Genomic DNA, 14,153 nt, shown 5'->3' on the forward strand with positions numbered 1-14,153 from the left:
CCGGGCACCCGTTCTGTCAGTTGAGGCAGAGACAGAACGGGTGCCCGGCCGGGTCGAGGAAGACCCGGAACGAGGTCCCCGGCTGGTGGGAGTGCCTGGTGGCGCCGAGCGCGACCACCGCCGCCTCGGCCGTGTCCAGGTCGTCGACGACCACGTCGAGGTGGAACTGCTGCGGCACCTCCTGCTCCGGCCAGACCGGCGCCCGATAGTTCTCGACCTGCTGGAACGAGATGCACTGCCCGTAGTCGGCCTTGAGGTCGACCCAGTCCTCGGAGATCTCGGCCTTCCAGTCGAGCATCTCGCCGTAGAACTTCGCGAGCGCGGCCGGGTCCGGGCAGTCGATGACGATGGTGGGGAAACGCGCGATAGCCATACCGGCGATGCTAGGAAGCATTCCGGACGTTCCGCTTCCGGATCACAAACCGAACTTCAGTCCGGCGCGGCGGACCGCAACCGGGGCCGGTCGATGACGGCCGGCGCCTCCACGACCACCGGGGCCTCCACGACGACCGGCGCCTGCTCCTCGACGACGGCCGGTGTCTCCACCACGGCGGCGGGCCTCGGGCGGACCGCCAGGAGCACCACCGCGTCCCAGAGCGTGTGCACCACCATCGGCAGCAGCAGGCTCATCGAACTCAGGTAGAGCATCGTGAAGATCAGCCCGAGCACGCCGACCATGATCATGCCGCGCCAGCCCTGATAGGCGTGCGCGACCACGAAGAACACCCAGCCCAGGATCGCCGCGACCGACAGCGGCAGGCCCACCAGCTCGGTCCCGACAGCCAGGAACAGCCCCCGGTAGAGGAACTCCTCCCCCACGCCGAAGGCGACCGACATCCCACCGGCCAGCCAGCGCTCCCCGGTCGTGCGGGGCAGCAGCGCCGCGGTCGCCGGAGCCAGCGGTCCCCGCCGCGTCCGCAGATACACGGCCAGGAGCATCACCAGGACATATCCGGAGTAGAGATAGTCCGACCAGTTGCCCTCCGGCAGCCGCCACCCGACATCGGCCGCCGTCAGATCCGGGTGCAGCGCCACCGCGAGCGACCCGGCCACGAGCAGGCAGGTGACGCTGACGATCCCGTTACGGAAGAACCTCGCCCGGTTCGCCGCCATCGCCGCCAGGAGCTGCCGCCGCTTCACGACCCCCTGCACGGTGTTGACGCCCAGGAAGGCGAAGATCATCACGATCAGCGTGGTGGCGACCGTCCCGGCGATGTCCGTCATGACCGATCATGATGATCGATCGGCGGCCGGTACGCCACCCGGCATCCGTCGCAGGCGCAGCCAGCCGGCCAGGCCGAGCGGCAGCATCATCCAGAACGACACCAGGCGGTAGAGCAGCACCACCGCCGCCCCGGTGGCCTCCGGCATCCCGGCCGCGGTCAGACCGGCCAGCATGCTCGCCTCGATCAGCCCGACACCGCCCGGTGTGATCGGCACCTGCCGCACCACCTGCACGGCCAGGTAGATCAGCGCGAGCCGTCCCCACCCGAGCTCCGCCCCGCAGGCGGCGGCGGCCACGGCCAGGCACACCATGTCGAGCAGCCAGTTCGCCACCGCCGCGCGGAGGGCGCCGAGCCAGCTGCGCCGTGGCAGATCACGCAACCCGCCGACCGCCGCGGCGAGGGCAGGCCACCGGCGGATCATCCCCAGCGCACGGTCCCTCACCAGCAGGTGTACGGCCAGCGCGCCCCCACCGGCCACGGCGCCCACGGCCCAGGGATTCGCCACGAGCCACGCCACCCCGGCGGTCACCGCGGTCCAGCCCGCTCCCGCCTGCCCGACGAACCAGCCCGCGCCGTAGAGCAGCCCGAGCGCGGCCACCGACAGGATCCCGGACACCGCCGTGACGATCGCCGCGACAGTGCCGTCGGCCCCGTGCCGCCGGTAGACGCGGAACGCGAACGCCGCCGACACCGCCGACCCGGCCGGAAGCGCCATGCTCATCGCCGACCGGCTGAACGTCAGTGCCACCGCCCGGCCGTGCGGCAGGTCCACCCCGAACCCACCGAGCAGCCGCCTCTGCTGCACCGCGAACGCCACCTGGGACAGCAGCGCCGCCCCGGCCGCCGCCGCCATCCACCACCGGTCCGCCCCGGCGAGGATCCCGCCGACCGCGCCCGGTTCGGGCAGCCGGCCGCGCAGCGCCACCACGGCGACGACGCCGACCAGCAGGAACAGTGCCGCCCGCAGCCACCGCCGGTACACCGGCGACCTCCCGCGGGCGGCACTCTCCACGATCGACGTCACCCGCTCAGCCTGCCCGCCGGGCCCTCCCCCGTCGTCCTCCCAGCGCGGGCACCCGGCATACCGCAGTCGCGGTACACACCGGCTTTCAGCGGAAGGGTGGGAGGTCCAGCAGGCCGGTGACCGTCATGGCCACGCCCAGGGCGGTCACCAGGGTGGCGGAGAGCAGGGGCAGGCGGGTCAGCAGTGTGCCGCCGGCGGACGGGCGGAACACTGTGACGCGGTCCCGGGCGGTGACCAGGGCCAGGCCGAGGGCGACCAGGACGGCGGCGAGCCCGGCACTGAAGGCGACGATCATGCCGAGGCCCAGGGCGGTCCGGTTCAGGCCGGTGGCCAGGATGAGGACGCCGAGCGCCTCGGGGCACGGGATCATCCCGCCGGCGGCACCCATCACGGCGAGTTCCCGGATCCGGGTCCGAGCGGTGGCCGGGGCGGTGTCGAGAACCTGCACCACGTGCCCGTTCAGATGCCCCCGGTCCGGACCATGATGATGATGATAGTGGTGGGAGTGCGCGTGGGCGGGGTGGGTCTGGTGCCGGTCGGACCAGCGGCGGCGGGTCAGGCGCAGGCCCAGGACCAGGACGATCAGGCCGGTGGCGGCCTGCAGTGCGGGCGTCAGGACGCCGGGGACCACGTAGTGGCCGGCCAGCAGGACCGCGGCGCCCAGCAGGAGGACCGAGCCGGTGTGGGTGATCGTGATGATGCCGCCCAGGGCGAGCGCCTGGCCCGGCGTGCCACGGGTGCCGACCAGGTAGGCGGCGAGCATCGTCTTCCCGTGACCGGGCGTGAGCGCGTGCAGTCCGCCGAGGACCGCGCAGGCACCGATCAGGAGCAGCAGCGCCCACGGGGACGACAGGGGTTTCCGGAGTGCGTCGAGCATCGTCCGGCCCGTACCGCTGCCGGGTGCCGCATCGCCACCGCGGCCGAGACGCACGGTGACCGCTCGCCCATCGTCACTGCGAGTGATCTCTTCCGGACCCCGCCCCGCCTCCCGGTCAAGGACGACGTCGAACTCGACGGTCGTGGGTTGTCCGGGATCGAATGCCTGGACGACCTCGAACCGTCCCGCCCCGGCGGGCATCGGCGCGGTGGCCGTGACGGTGGCCGTGCCGCCCGCGGCGAGCACCTCGTAGGGCGGGACGGCCGTCCCGGTGACCGTGAGCGGACTGCCCGCACCGTCCACCCGGACGCCGAGGGACGCGGTCAGCCGACCCGTCAGGGTTTCGGTCTCCGCCGGACTGAGCTGTGAGTTCCCGTCGGTGTCGGCGGTTCGGGCGAAGGCCGGGCCGACGAGTGGCCCGGGGGTGACGGCGAGTTCGACGGCGAGCGTCGCGGCGCCCGGGACGAGGTGGACCAGCTGGACGACCTCGTCGAGGGGATGGGCGGCCGCGGCGGACGGCGACCAGCAGGCGGCCAGGACGATACCCATGCCGAGTGACCGAAAGAGACCAGGTGATGACACATCACGGACAGTAGGGAGCGATGTGCCGGGAATCTCCGGGAACGCGGCACACTTCCCTTGATCGGTCACACTCGGGCGATGCGGCGCCGGCACTCCCGTCCGGCGGACACGGCCATCTCGGCCCGGGCGAGCGCGTGCGGGTGCTCGTCGGCACCGGACACGCGCGAGGACCGGAGCCGTTCGACGTCGTGACCGATATCGTCGGCGAGAGCATCGTGGCCGGCTTCCTGCTACCGCTGACCGGCTTCCTCTGCTGGCCGGCGGCCGGCAAACGCCGGGTGAAGAAGCCTCGGGCATTTCCGGTCCGCCGCATATCGATCAGGACGGGCCGATTTCAGCCGGTGGCCATCGACACCTGCCGTCTTCTACGGTGATGCGAGCTCCGAAATGGACAGGAGAGAGCTTTTGATGAGTCACGACGACGTGGCGCCAACCCGGCGCCGTTCGGTCCGTGTCCTGAGCGCGGCGGCGATCGCCACCGTGCTGACCGTCGCCCCGGCCACCGCCGCTTCGGCCGGCGGCCACGGGCACGGGCACGGTGGGGCCGACAAGTGCGCCAAGCAGGTCAACGACACCTATGCCGAAGTTCTCAAGTGCGTAACCGTGGACGGGGTGCTCAAGCACCTCAAGCAGTTCCAGCGGATCGCCGACCGGAGCACCGACCCGATCTACCCGGGTAGTCGCGCGGCCGGCACGAAGGGCTACGCGGACAGCGTCAAGTACGTGTCCGGTCTGCTGCGCAAGGCCGGCTACAAGGTCACGCTCGACCCGTTCGAGTTCCAGTTCGCGTTCCCGGCGGTGCTGGACCAGATCACTCCGGCCGCCGCGTCGTACGAGACCGGCGCCTTCACCAACAGCCCGGCCGGTGACGTCACCGGCAAGGTGATCCCGGTCGACATCAACCTGACCGGCGACCGGGCCAGCAGCAGCGCCTGCGAGGCCACCGACTTCACCGGCCTCGACTTCAGCGGCACCGCCGACATCGCCCTGGTCCAGCGCGGCACCTGCAACTTCGTGGTGAAGGCGCAACTCGCCGAGGCGGCCGGCGCCGAGGCCGTGGTCCTGTTCAACCAGGGCAACGACCCGACCCGGGAGGCCCTGATCGTCGGTACGCTCGGTGACGACCCGGGCATCACGATCCCGGTGGTGGGCGCCAGCTTCGCCGACGGTTCCGCCCTGGCGGCGGCCGGTTCGACGGCGCACGTGCGGGTGCTGCCGACCGAGACCCGGACCGACGTCAACGTGATCGCCGAGTTGCCCGGCAAGAACCGTGACAACGTGGTGATGGCCGGTTCGCACCTGGACAGCGTGACCGCCGGCCCCGGCATCAACGACAACGGCTCGGGTTCGGCCGCCATCCTGGAGACGGCGCTGACCCTGGCGAAGGTCAAGCCGCAGAACACGATCCGGTTCGCCTGGTGGGGCGCCGAGGAGGACGGCCTGCTCGGCTCGGCCGCCTACGTCGCGGAGCTGTCGCAGGCGGAGAAGGACAGGATCGCGCTCTACCTGAACTACGACATGGTCGGCTCGCCGAACTACATCTTCCAGGTGTACGACGCGGACCAGTCGTCGTTCCCGGCGCCGGTCGTGGTGCCGGAGGGTTCGACCGCGCTCGAGGACCTCTTCGAGTCGTACTTCACGTGGAAGAAGCAGCCGTACGACGACGCCGAGTTCTCCGGCCGCAGTGACTACCAGGCGTTCATCGAGGCGGGCATCCCGTCGGGCGGCCTCTTCACCGGCGCCGAGGTGGTCAAGACCGAGCAGCAGGCCGCGATCTGGGGCGGCACCGCGGGCGCGTCGTTCGACCCGAACTACCACGAGGCCGGCGACACCATCACCAATCTGGACCTGAAGGCTCTCGAGGTGAACAGCGACCTGATCGCGTTCGCGCACCTCACCTACGCCTTCTCGACCGAGTCGGTGAACGGTGTGAAGGGCAAGCCGGTCCCCGGCAAGCCGATCAAGCTGCCGGCCCCGGCCGGGCCGCAGGGCACCTTCAACACCGGCGACGGCGGCCACGAGCCGCACCACCCGGAAGAGTAGTCAGGAAAAACCGGAGGGCCGCCCCGATGCCGGGGCGGCCCTCCGTCATACCACTGCGTCAGATGTCGCGGCCGCCGGGCTCGGGCGCCGCGGTCAGGTCCATCAGCTGCTGCTGGACGTGGTTGGTCAGCGCCTCCTGGTAGCTGGTGGCGAGCTGACCGAGCCGCTCGATCTCGTCGAGCGCCTGGGACCGCTTCTCCACCAGGCTGTCCATCGCCTCGGTGTGGTTGCGCCGGGCGTCCGACTCGATGGTCGCGGCCTTGATCTGGGCCTCGCTGACCAGCTGGTCGGCCTTGCCCTGGGCCCCGGTGATCAGGGTCTCGGACTCGCGCTGCGCGTCACGCATGTGCTCGTCGGCGGTCCGCTGCGCCATCATCAGCACCCGCGAGTTGCGGTCGTCGTCGGCGGCGTTGAGGGCCGGCAGGGCACCGGAGGGCGCCTGGCTGCGGGCGCGCTGGAGCTGGTCCTGCACGTTGCGGGCGTTCTGCTCGGCCCGGGCCCGTGCCTCCTGCAGCCGCTCCAGCTGTGCGGCCAGGTCGGCGAACTCGTTGTTGAGAACCATCGTCGCGGCTGGGTTGCCGCCGCCTCCGCCACCGCCACGCTGGAGCTGGTCCTTGAGGGCGCCGTTCTCCTCCAGGAGACGGGTCAGCTCGGTCTCGACCTCGTCGAGGAAGGCGTCGACCTCCTCCTCGTCGTAACCGCGCTTGCCGATCGGCGGCTTCTTGAACGCCACGTTGTGAATGTCTGCTGGAGTGAGCGGCATCGTGCTCCTCGGTTCCCTTGGTTGGGTCGTGCGGCCAGAAATCCTACGCAACGGCCCAGTGCCCCTGCCGTGGGCATGATCGAGCGGGCCTCCTACCCGCAAGAATCCGACCGAGACTACCGGCGACCGCCGCTACGTGCACGCCCACGCCGTCCGCATCACACTCATTCGCGGGTTCTTCCGTTCGCCGCACAGAGGATGACCAGGGCGCGTAGATTCTGAAGGTCATGAAAGCGAGACGATTCGGCATCACGCTACTGCTGGTCACGGCGGTGCTGGGCCCGGTCGCGCCGGCGCCCGCTCTCGCCTCACCGGCCGATGGACGCCAGTTCAAGCAGGGTTACCAGGACGGTTTCGACCGGGGCCGGGAGGCCGCCCGGACCGACTGTGCCAAGCCGATCCGGGCTGAGACCTTCGAGGCCAACGACTACACCCGCGGGTTCACCATCGGGTTCGACCGGGGCTTCGCGGCCGGGGCCGAGGAGTACTGCCCCTGACGCCGGACGCCTAGTGCCAGAAGACGGCCACCGCGGCGTTCACCACGGTCAGCGTGATGATGCCGATGAAGTGGCCCTTGTTGACCTCGTCGCGCTTGCGCGGGATGAACACCATGATGAAGATCAGCACGGCGAAGAGCAGCTTCACACCGAGCTTGATCGGGTCCGGCTCGTGGTCGCCGCCGCCACGCAGCGGCGCGGAGAGCGCGATGCCGCTGGCGAGCTGGATGATCGAGCCCCAGAGGATCGCCGGGTTGATCCGGAATTTCCCGGACAGGAACTGAGTGACGGCGCCGCCGAGCAGCAGGGCGAAACCGACCAGGTGAATGAAGAGAAGAATCAGCCGCAGTGCTTCCACGTGCCGAAGCTTGCCAGGGCGATCACCTGCGGACGACCTCGGGGGTACGCCGGGTGAGCAGCGGTTCGGCCAGGAAGAGGGCGAGACGTCCCCCAGCGGCCCACCGTATCGACAGCTCGACGGCTACGGCCTCGACGTGGTCGCCGCCACCACGAGTTCTCCAGCGGGCAGTTCGAGATCAACCTGTGGCATTCGGGCCGAGTCGGCGCAGGCCGTCGCCAGCGTCTACCAGGCCGCCAACGCCGTCCGGGCGCACGTCACCAACGAGGTCCCGCGCCCGGTCGACCTCAGCTGGACGGGTTTCGTGGTGCTCTGGGTCGTCTGGATCTGGGACGGTCTGGAGACCCGCCACGCCGCCGAGGCCGCCGCGATCTCCAAGGGCACCCTGACCGGCGTCGTCAAGACGCTGGAGACCCGCGGGCTGCTCACCAAACAGCAGCGGCAGGACGATCGCCGCCTCGTCGACCTGCGCGTCACCCCGGCCGGCACCGCCCGGATGAAAGAGATCTTCCCGCGATTCAATGCGATCGAAACACGCGTGGTCAGCGGCCTTTCCGAGCGCCGCAAGAAAGACCTCACGGCATCGCTGCGGACCATCGTCACCGACATCGAAGACCTAAAAGATAAAAAAAACTAATTGGTACGGGGTACCGCAGCCCCCCCGCCTACCACGCGACGTTTTCCCTGGTCAAGACCGAACACGACCGCCGGGGCGAGGGCCCGGGTCACCGGATTCTCGTGATCGACAGATACGTACGCAGGCCGTATGTTAGTCGGCGTTCTCGGGTTCGGTCCGCATGACGTGAGGGGTTCGCCGCGGTGCAGGCAAATGGCGAAGGATCGCAGACGCCGGAGACTGTGCACGTGCACACTGGCCGGCACCGCGCCGTCCAGCGCTGGTGGCGCCTCGCCGCGGCGGTGGTGGCCGGCGTGATCGCGGTGTTCCTCGCGGTGCAGATCGCCGGCGCCGGCGACCCGGACCCGGCGGAGACCCCTGAGGCGCGGTTGCCGCTGTGGACCGGGGAGCCCTGGTCCCTGTCGACCCCGCCGGTGTCGATCGAGCCGTCGGCCCCGCCCGTCCCGACGGCGATCCCGTCCGTTCCGGTCGCCAACCCGGTCGTCCCCCCGTCGCCGGCGGCGCCGCCCAAGGCCACCAGGACCACCACCCCGGCGAAGCCGGTGACCCCCACCGTGTCGGTCACCGCCGCGTCGATCCCGGCGGTCGTGGACCTGAGCGCCGACGGCGGCCGGGACTGGGTGCACTGGGGCCTCACCGACGCGACCTCGGTCAACCGCCGTCGCGGCGGCGGGGTGATCGAGGACCTCGGCGGCACCCCCCGTGGCCGCTACGACAACAACCCGCAGCTGTACACGTGGACCGGCGGCAGTCCGGCGGCGGCCGCCACCCGCACCCCGACCGGCGTCTACACCTGCGGCCAGGGCGCCACCTTCACCCTGCGGGCACCGGCCGAGCCGACGGCACACACGCTGCGCGTCTACGCCGGTGTGTGGATGGCCGCCGGACGCCTCACGGTCAGCGTCCCCGGCGCCACCGCCTCGGCCACGCTCGACAACCGCAACGGCATCAGCACCAACCGGTTCGAGGTGCGCTACAAGGCCGCCGCGGGCTCCAAGCTGACCGTCACCTGGACCGCGACCGCCGCCTATCACCCGAGCTGCGGCAACATCGACCTCCAGGCCGTCACCCTCGACTGACACCCCTCCCGTTGCCCACGGGTCACGGCGACCGGCGCGATCCCGTCGAGCGGCCGGCCACCGCCTGACCGGCCAGGACGAAGCCGGTCGTCGCGACCCCGCCCGGCCGGTCAGTCGTCGTCGCCGCCGAGGATCGCGCCCGTCACCGCGTCGACGTCGACCTTGTCCTCGTCGCCGTTCAGCCGGAACTCGACCTCCCAGATCGGGCCGCCGCCGCGCTCGTCCAGTTCCGCCTCGAGCACCCGGGCGCCAGGGAAACGCCGGGTGACGATCGCGGCCGCCTGGACGGCGTTGACCGGGCGCGGTCCGAACTGTGCGTCGAGTTCCGGGTCGATCTCGATCTCGAATCCGGAACCGGTGGAGCGGGACGAGTCGTCGGCCATCGCCAGTGCGGTTCCGGCCGCCAGCGGCACCACCACACCGGCCACGGTCACCGCGATCAACAGGGGTCTGCGCATCGAATCCTCCTACCGATGGGACCGCCGCGCCGGGGCGGCGGATGACGTCGGGGAGTACGCGCAATCGGCCACCGGCGATGTGACCCGCGCTGAAGCCTGGCCGCCCCCTGGCAGAAAACTGGATCAGGCGGGCCAGGCTGTTGCCGAGGCACAGGTGCGGGCCGCCGCGGCCGAACGACAGGTGGTCGACGTTGGTCCTCGTCACGTCGAAGCGATAGGGGTCGTCGAAGACGGTGTCGTCGCGGTTGCCGGAGGCGGACCACATGACGACCTTGTCGCCCTCGCGGATCCGCTGACCGCCGAGACCGACCCGGCGCTGTTCCGCCGACTGGTGCGGGCCGCTTCAGCCACCACCCGCTCCACCCGGAAGCGGGTCCGGGCACCATTGCCGCCCTCCCGCGGGCAGTGACCGACCCAGATCCGGCAGCGGGTGCTGCGGGCGCCCCTAGTGACCGGGCAGTAGCAGGGTCTTGCCGGGGAGGCGGCCGCTCTCCGCCGCCTCGTGGACGGCGGCCAGGTCGGCCAACGGGCGCCGGTCCGCGATGTCGATACGGATCGCGCCGGCGGCGACCAGTTTCAGCATCTCGCCCAGCTGGGCGGTGTCGTTGCGGACGATGAAGTGCACGGGCCGGAAGCCGCCCGGTGGCAGTTGATCCACCGGCGTGGTCACCGAGACGAGGACGCCGCCGGGCCGGATCACGCCGGTGTGCCCGGGCGCGGCCGGGACCAGATGGAGGAACACGTCGACCGGTTCCGTCCCGGGGGCGCCACCGCGCCCGACGACGGTGACGTGTGCACCCGCGTGTTCAGCCAGCTGCGCGGCGTAGCGGCCGATAGTGCCGGTTCCGTTGACCAGCACCCGCTGTCCGGCGGTCACCGCGCCGTGTTCGAAGACGGCCTGCCAGGCGGTCAGCCCGGCGATCGGCAGGGCGGCCGCTTCCTCCAGGTTCACCTCGGCCGGGACCCGGACCAGCGCCTCCGCCGGGGCGACCGCGAAGTCGGCGGCGGCACCACCGTCGAGCCGCCCGATCACCCGATCACCGACACCGAAGGAGGCGCCCACCCGATCACCGGCACCGGGAGGCTCGACCACTGGATCACCGACGGCGACGACGGTTCCGGCGACGTCCAGTCCCATCGTGTAGGGCAGGTCGAGCGGGATGATCGACCGGAGCAGACCTTGACGCAGGCCGGCCTCGGACGGGTTGAACGTGGTGGCGGCCGTCCGCAGCAGGACCTCGCCGGGACCGGGTGACGGCCGGTCGATCTCGTCCTCGTGGATCATCGCCGGTACGCCGTACCCATGCATGCGCATCGCCTTCATGAATCCTGACCGTAGGCAGGAACGCCGAGACGATGAATGCTTCAAGGTCTTGATTTTCTGTGCGATCGTCTCGGCATGGATGTGCTCAGCGACGTTCTCGCGGTGATGCGGACCGGGCGGGCCCGTTCGGCGCAGGTCACGTGGCGGGGGTCGTGGGCTCAGGAGTTCGCGCCGGTTCCGGGTTCGGCCGGGTTCCATGTGATGGTCCGGGGGTCGTGCCTGCTGCTGCGGGACGGTGCGGAGCCCCTGCCGCTCGGGCCGGGTGACATCGTGTTCCGGGCGCACGGGGACGGGCACACGCTCGCCGATTCGCTGGAGGCACGCCCGGTCACGCCGGCCTGTGATCCGGCGACGATGGGTGCGCTGCCACGGTTCGCGGTCGCCGGCGACGCCTCGGCGGAGGATGTGACGGTCACGCTGTGCGGGGCCTACGAGCTGGCGCCGGAACTGGTGCATCCGCTGGTCCGCGGGCTACCGGATCTGGTCCGTGTTCCGGCTGGGCGGCATCCGCGGCTCGCCGCTGTGGTCGACCATCTGGCCGCCGAGCTGATCGAACCCGGGCCGGGCAGCGACGCCCTGGTTCCGGCGCTGCTCGACACCATGTTCGTTCACCTGCTGCGGACCTGCCTGGCCGGTGAGCATCCGACCGGCTGGGCGGCCGCCCTCACCGACCCGGTGATCGGAGCCGCGCTGGACGCCATGCACCGGGAGCCGGGTCGGGACTGGACTGTCGCCGGGCTGGCCGCGGAGGGCGGGCTGTCCCGGGCGCCGTTCGCACGCCGGTTCGCCGGGCTGCTCGGTCAACCGCCGATGACCTATCTGACGTGGTGGCGGATGACCGTCGCGGCCGGTCAGCTGCGGGCCACCGACCGGACTCTCGGCGACATCGCGGACCGGGTCGGATACGGTTCCGAGTTCGCCTTCGCGACGGCCTTCAAACGTCGCTTCGGTACGCCGCCCGGCCGCTACCGCCGGTCAGGGGGCGTCACGCCGTGACGGCGGTGACCAGGGCCAGCCGCACCAGGTCCTCGTCGATCTTGCGGATGGCGATGTCGTGCGATCCGCTGGGGGTCACGATGGTGAACGCCGCCTGGTTGCGGAAGTGGAGTTGCCGGTCCGACGGGGTGAGCGCGGCCTGCGCCGGGATGACCACCGTCTCCCGTGCCGGCGAGCTGTGCCACACGGCTTCCGTACCGTGGGCGATGTGCAGCCACCCGCCGCGCGGCACGGTGATCTCCGCCGCGCCGACCTTGCGCCGGCGGACCTGGCCGAGGGTCCAATTCATGCAGAACACCTTGAACGGCTGCCCGTCGCCGTAGTCGGCGACATCCCGGGCCGGGTCGCGGCGCTTGATGCCCGCCCGGTCGAGCCAGGACTCCAGAGGTGAGAAGGAACCGGCAGACCGGCGGATCTTGATCGACATGGACGAGAGTCTGACACGTCCCAGCAGCGGCGCGGATGCCCGGATCGATGCAGGCCCATGACGCGCCGTCCGCCGGGACGCCGTCAGACGACCAGTGGCTGCGCGAAGGCGGCCGGAATGTTCTCCGGGGCCAGTGGGCGGCACAGGTGGTAGCCCTGACCGTGGTCGCAGCCGAGTTCGCGCATGGCCGCGTGCTGTTCGCCGGTCTCGACGCCCTCGACCACGGTGCGGAGTTTGAGGGTGCGGGCCAGTTCGACGACGGTGCGGATGACGGCGAGGTCGGCGGCAGTGGGTTCGGCACGGCTGATGAACGCACGGTCGATCTTGAGTTCGTCGACCGGCAGCCGCTGGAGGTAGGACAGCGACGAGTATCCGGTCCCGAAGTCGTCGATGGCCAGGCCGACACCCAGGTCACGCAGGTCGGCCAGGCAGGCGACGGCCGTACGCGGATCGCTCATCAGCACCGACTCGGTGAGTTCGAGGGTGATCGCCGCGGCCGGCAGTCCCGTGTCGGTGAGGGTCCGCTCGACGTCGGCGGCGAACTGCGGGTCGGTGAGCTGCCGGCCGGACACGTTGACGTTGAGGGTGAGTTCGGGGAAGACCCGCCGCCACTCCGCGGCCTGCGCGCCGGCGGTGCGGAGCACCCAGCGGCCGATGTCGGTGATCATGCCGTTCTCCTCAGCGAGCGGCAGAAAACCGGCGGGCGGCACGAAGCCGGCGGGCGGCGCGAAAGCGGCGGCCGGGGACCCGGAACCCGGCCGGGCCCACCGGATCAGCGCCTCCACCCCGGTCGCCCGCCCGCTGTCGAGGTGGATGAGCGGCTGGTAGAGCAACCGGAACTGATCGGCGGCGAGCGCATGCTTGAGGTCGGCGGTGAGGGTGAGCCGGGCCAGCGCCTCGGCGTGCATGGCCGGTTCGAAGACGACGACCTTGCCGGGCCCGTCCTTCTTGGCCCGGTACATCGCCACGTCGGCGTTGCCGAGCAGGTCGTCGGCGTCGAAGCCGGTCGTCCCGGCGGCGATGCCGATGCTGGCGCCGATGAACACGTCACGCCCGGCGATGCGGAACGGGCGCCGCAGGGCTTCGATGAGCCGCCACGCGACGGGTACCGCGTGTTCCGGTCCGGTGTCGTCGAGCAGCACCGCGAACTCGTCGCCGCCGATGCGGGCGCCGGTGTCGACGGGCCGCAGGCAGTCACGGATCCGGGCGGCGACGTGACCGAGCAGGTCGTCGCCGGCCCGGTGGCCGAGGCTGTCGTTGACGGCCTTGAACCGGTCCAGGTCGACGAAGAGAACACTGGTCGGGGCGGGCTCGCAGAGTTTCTGGGCGAGGATCTCCAGGAACAGGACCCGGGTCGGCAGTCCGGTCAGGGAGTCGTGCCGGGCCTCGCGCAGCGACTGGACGAGGGCGAGCCGTTCGGCGGCTTCGCGTTCGCGTTCCTCGCGGAGCCGGCGTTCGGCGGTGAGCAGTGCGATGTTGTCCAGGGCGAGGCCGAGGGTCTGCGCCATGGCTTGGAGCAGTTGCCGTTCCTCGGGGTCGAGGGGTTCGCCGGCGCGGGCGACCAGGAGGGAGCCGCGCGGTTCGGCACCGAACCGCGCGGACCAGATGTTGAGGTCGTCGAGTCCGGGGAGGGACAGCTGGGAGGCGGGCCCGGACGGCAGGGCGCCGTCCAGGAGGTCCCGGTCGACGCCGCGGGCCACCTCGACGCGGTCGCCGCGCAGGACCGCGCCGACCTCGGCCTCCAGCACCTCGGCGGCACGTTCGACGGCGACGGTGATGGCGGAGCGTTCGTCCTGCGGCGAGCAGACCGCGGCGAAGAACTCGGTGAGCTGATGCGTGGACCAGTGGTTCACGTCGACCCC

Annotated in this window: 16 protein-coding genes and 1 pseudogene; 6 read left to right on the forward strand and 11 right to left on the reverse strand. The window is 71.1% G+C overall.

Annotation, left to right across the window (positions count from 1 at the left end; all coding sequences use genetic code 11):
* Positions 1 to 16 precede the first annotated feature (16 nt).
* The 4 genes from ACFO0C_RS33100 to ACFO0C_RS33115 form a co-directional block, all read right to left on the reverse strand.
* Positions 17 to 373, reverse strand: coding sequence for a VOC family protein (locus tag ACFO0C_RS33100; protein WP_378070679.1), 357 nt, complete (start codon positions 371 to 373; stop codon positions 17 to 19).
* 56 nt (positions 374 to 429) lie between these two features.
* Positions 430 to 1,224 (reverse strand): CPBP family intramembrane glutamic endopeptidase, encoded by a 795-nt coding sequence (locus ACFO0C_RS33105; protein WP_378070680.1) that lies wholly within the window; start codon positions 1,222 to 1,224, stop codon positions 430 to 432.
* 6 nt (positions 1,225 to 1,230) lie between these two features.
* Positions 1,231 to 2,250, reverse strand: a complete 1,020-nt coding sequence (locus ACFO0C_RS33110; RefSeq protein WP_378070681.1) for a lysylphosphatidylglycerol synthase transmembrane domain-containing protein — start codon at positions 2,248 to 2,250, stop codon at positions 1,231 to 1,233.
* An 85-nt stretch (positions 2,251 to 2,335) separates the two neighbouring features.
* On the reverse strand, positions 2,336 to 3,676 hold the full coding sequence (locus tag ACFO0C_RS33115; protein WP_378070682.1) for a nickel/cobalt transporter: 1,341 nt from the start codon (positions 3,674 to 3,676) through the stop codon (positions 2,336 to 2,338).
* 167 nt (positions 3,677 to 3,843) lie between these two features.
* Between ACFO0C_RS33115 and ACFO0C_RS33120 the strand changes: the two genes are divergently transcribed.
* Both ACFO0C_RS33120 and ACFO0C_RS33125 read left to right on the forward strand, forming a co-directional pair.
* Complete coding sequence (locus tag ACFO0C_RS33120) at positions 3,844 to 4,083, forward strand: hypothetical protein (RefSeq protein WP_378070775.1); 240 nt, start codon at positions 3,844 to 3,846, stop codon at positions 4,081 to 4,083.
* A 34-nt stretch (positions 4,084 to 4,117) separates the two neighbouring features.
* Positions 4,118 to 5,752 carry a M28 family metallopeptidase gene (locus tag ACFO0C_RS33125; RefSeq protein WP_378070683.1) on the forward strand — a complete coding sequence of 545 codons (1,635 nt, stop codon included), beginning with the start codon at positions 4,118 to 4,120 and terminating at the stop codon, positions 5,750 to 5,752.
* A 58-nt stretch (positions 5,753 to 5,810) separates the two neighbouring features.
* On the opposite strand, the gene ACFO0C_RS33130 is transcribed toward ACFO0C_RS33125, so the two are convergent.
* Entirely contained in the window at positions 5,811 to 6,515 is a 705-nt protein-coding gene (locus ACFO0C_RS33130; RefSeq protein WP_378070684.1) for a DivIVA domain-containing protein, read from the reverse strand.
* 227 nt (positions 6,516 to 6,742) lie between these two features.
* Here ACFO0C_RS33130 and ACFO0C_RS33135 point away from each other — a divergent pair, with 227 nt between their 5' ends.
* Positions 6,743 to 7,012 carry a hypothetical protein gene (locus ACFO0C_RS33135; protein WP_378070685.1) on the forward strand — a complete coding sequence of 90 codons (270 nt, stop codon included), beginning with the start codon at positions 6,743 to 6,745 and terminating at the stop codon, positions 7,010 to 7,012.
* Between the two features lie 10 nt (positions 7,013 to 7,022).
* On the opposite strand, the gene ACFO0C_RS33140 is transcribed toward ACFO0C_RS33135, so the two are convergent.
* Positions 7,023 to 7,370 (reverse strand): hypothetical protein, encoded by a 348-nt coding sequence (locus ACFO0C_RS33140; RefSeq protein WP_378070686.1) that lies wholly within the window; start codon positions 7,368 to 7,370, stop codon positions 7,023 to 7,025.
* Positions 7,371 to 7,380: 10 nt separating this feature from the next.
* Between ACFO0C_RS33140 and ACFO0C_RS33145 the strand changes: the two genes are divergently transcribed.
* On the forward strand, positions 7,381 to 8,007 hold the full coding sequence (locus tag ACFO0C_RS33145; protein WP_378070687.1) for a MarR family winged helix-turn-helix transcriptional regulator: 627 nt from the start codon (positions 7,381 to 7,383) through the stop codon (positions 8,005 to 8,007).
* Positions 8,008 to 8,234: 227 nt separating this feature from the next.
* On the forward strand, positions 8,235 to 9,086 hold the full coding sequence (locus tag ACFO0C_RS33150; RefSeq protein ID WP_378070688.1) for a hypothetical protein: 852 nt from the start codon (positions 8,235 to 8,237) through the stop codon (positions 9,084 to 9,086).
* Positions 9,087 to 9,196: 110 nt separating this feature from the next.
* Here the strand turns inward: ACFO0C_RS33150 and ACFO0C_RS33155 are convergent, their stop codons facing one another.
* From ACFO0C_RS33155 to ACFO0C_RS33165, 3 genes and pseudogenes are all read right to left on the reverse strand, one after another.
* Positions 9,197 to 9,544 (reverse strand): PepSY domain-containing protein, encoded by a 348-nt coding sequence (locus tag ACFO0C_RS33155; RefSeq protein WP_378070689.1) that lies wholly within the window; start codon positions 9,542 to 9,544, stop codon positions 9,197 to 9,199.
* A gap of 136 nt (positions 9,545 to 9,680) precedes the next feature.
* Positions 9,681 to 9,839: pseudogene (locus tag ACFO0C_RS33160) on the reverse strand (cytochrome P450); the annotation flags it as partial.
* A gap of 150 nt (positions 9,840 to 9,989) precedes the next feature.
* Positions 9,990 to 10,868 (reverse strand): NADP-dependent oxidoreductase, encoded by an 879-nt coding sequence (locus ACFO0C_RS33165; RefSeq protein ID WP_378070690.1) that lies wholly within the window; start codon positions 10,866 to 10,868, stop codon positions 9,990 to 9,992.
* A gap of 75 nt (positions 10,869 to 10,943) precedes the next feature.
* Here ACFO0C_RS33165 and ACFO0C_RS33170 point away from each other — a divergent pair, with 75 nt between their 5' ends.
* Positions 10,944 to 11,864 carry an AraC family transcriptional regulator gene (locus tag ACFO0C_RS33170; RefSeq protein ID WP_378070691.1) on the forward strand — a complete coding sequence of 307 codons (921 nt, stop codon included), beginning with the start codon at positions 10,944 to 10,946 and terminating at the stop codon, positions 11,862 to 11,864.
* Here the strand turns inward: ACFO0C_RS33170 and ACFO0C_RS33175 are convergent.
* On the reverse strand, positions 11,854 to 12,291 hold the full coding sequence (locus ACFO0C_RS33175) for a hypothetical protein (protein ID WP_378070692.1): 438 nt from the start codon (positions 12,289 to 12,291) through the stop codon (positions 11,854 to 11,856). The genes ACFO0C_RS33170 and ACFO0C_RS33175 overlap by 11 nt on opposite strands.
* A gap of 83 nt (positions 12,292 to 12,374) precedes the next feature.
* Positions 12,375 to 14,144 carry a putative bifunctional diguanylate cyclase/phosphodiesterase gene (locus tag ACFO0C_RS33180; protein WP_378070693.1) on the reverse strand — a complete coding sequence of 590 codons (1,770 nt, stop codon included), beginning with the start codon at positions 14,142 to 14,144 and terminating at the stop codon, positions 12,375 to 12,377.
* Between the last annotated feature and the right edge of the window lie 9 nt (positions 14,145 to 14,153).

This window comes from Actinoplanes subglobosus, assembly GCF_042650585.1.
GTDB lineage: Bacteria > Actinomycetota > Actinomycetes > Mycobacteriales > Micromonosporaceae > Actinoplanes > Actinoplanes subglobosus.

Excerpts from the sequence above, each read along its gene's own strand:
- ACFO0C_RS33100 (WP_378070679.1), bottom strand. The coding sequence starts at position 373 with ATGGCTATCGCGCGTTTCCCCACCATCGTCATCGACTGCCCGGACCCG.
- ACFO0C_RS33105 (WP_378070680.1), bottom strand. The coding sequence starts at position 1,224 with ATGACGGACATCGCCGGGACGGTCGCCACCACGCTGATCGTGATGATC.
- ACFO0C_RS33115 (WP_378070682.1), bottom strand. The coding sequence starts at position 3,676 with ATGGGTATCGTCCTGGCCGCCTGCTGGTCGCCGTCCGCCGCGGCCGCC.
- ACFO0C_RS33125 (WP_378070683.1), top strand. The coding sequence starts at position 4,118 with ATGAGTCACGACGACGTGGCGCCAACCCGGCGCCGTTCGGTCCGTGTC.
- ACFO0C_RS33130 (WP_378070684.1), bottom strand. The coding sequence starts at position 6,515 with ATGCCGCTCACTCCAGCAGACATTCACAACGTGGCGTTCAAGAAGCCG.
- ACFO0C_RS33135 (WP_378070685.1), top strand. The coding sequence starts at position 6,743 with ATGAAAGCGAGACGATTCGGCATCACGCTACTGCTGGTCACGGCGGTG.
- ACFO0C_RS33155 (WP_378070689.1), bottom strand. The coding sequence starts at position 9,544 with ATGCGCAGACCCCTGTTGATCGCGGTGACCGTGGCCGGTGTGGTGGTG.
- ACFO0C_RS33165 (WP_378070690.1), bottom strand. The coding sequence starts at position 10,868 with ATGAAGGCGATGCGCATGCATGGGTACGGCGTACCGGCGATGATCCAC.
- ACFO0C_RS33170 (WP_378070691.1), top strand. The coding sequence starts at position 10,944 with ATGGATGTGCTCAGCGACGTTCTCGCGGTGATGCGGACCGGGCGGGCC.
- ACFO0C_RS33175 (WP_378070692.1), bottom strand. The coding sequence starts at position 12,291 with ATGTCGATCAAGATCCGCCGGTCTGCCGGTTCCTTCTCACCTCTGGAG.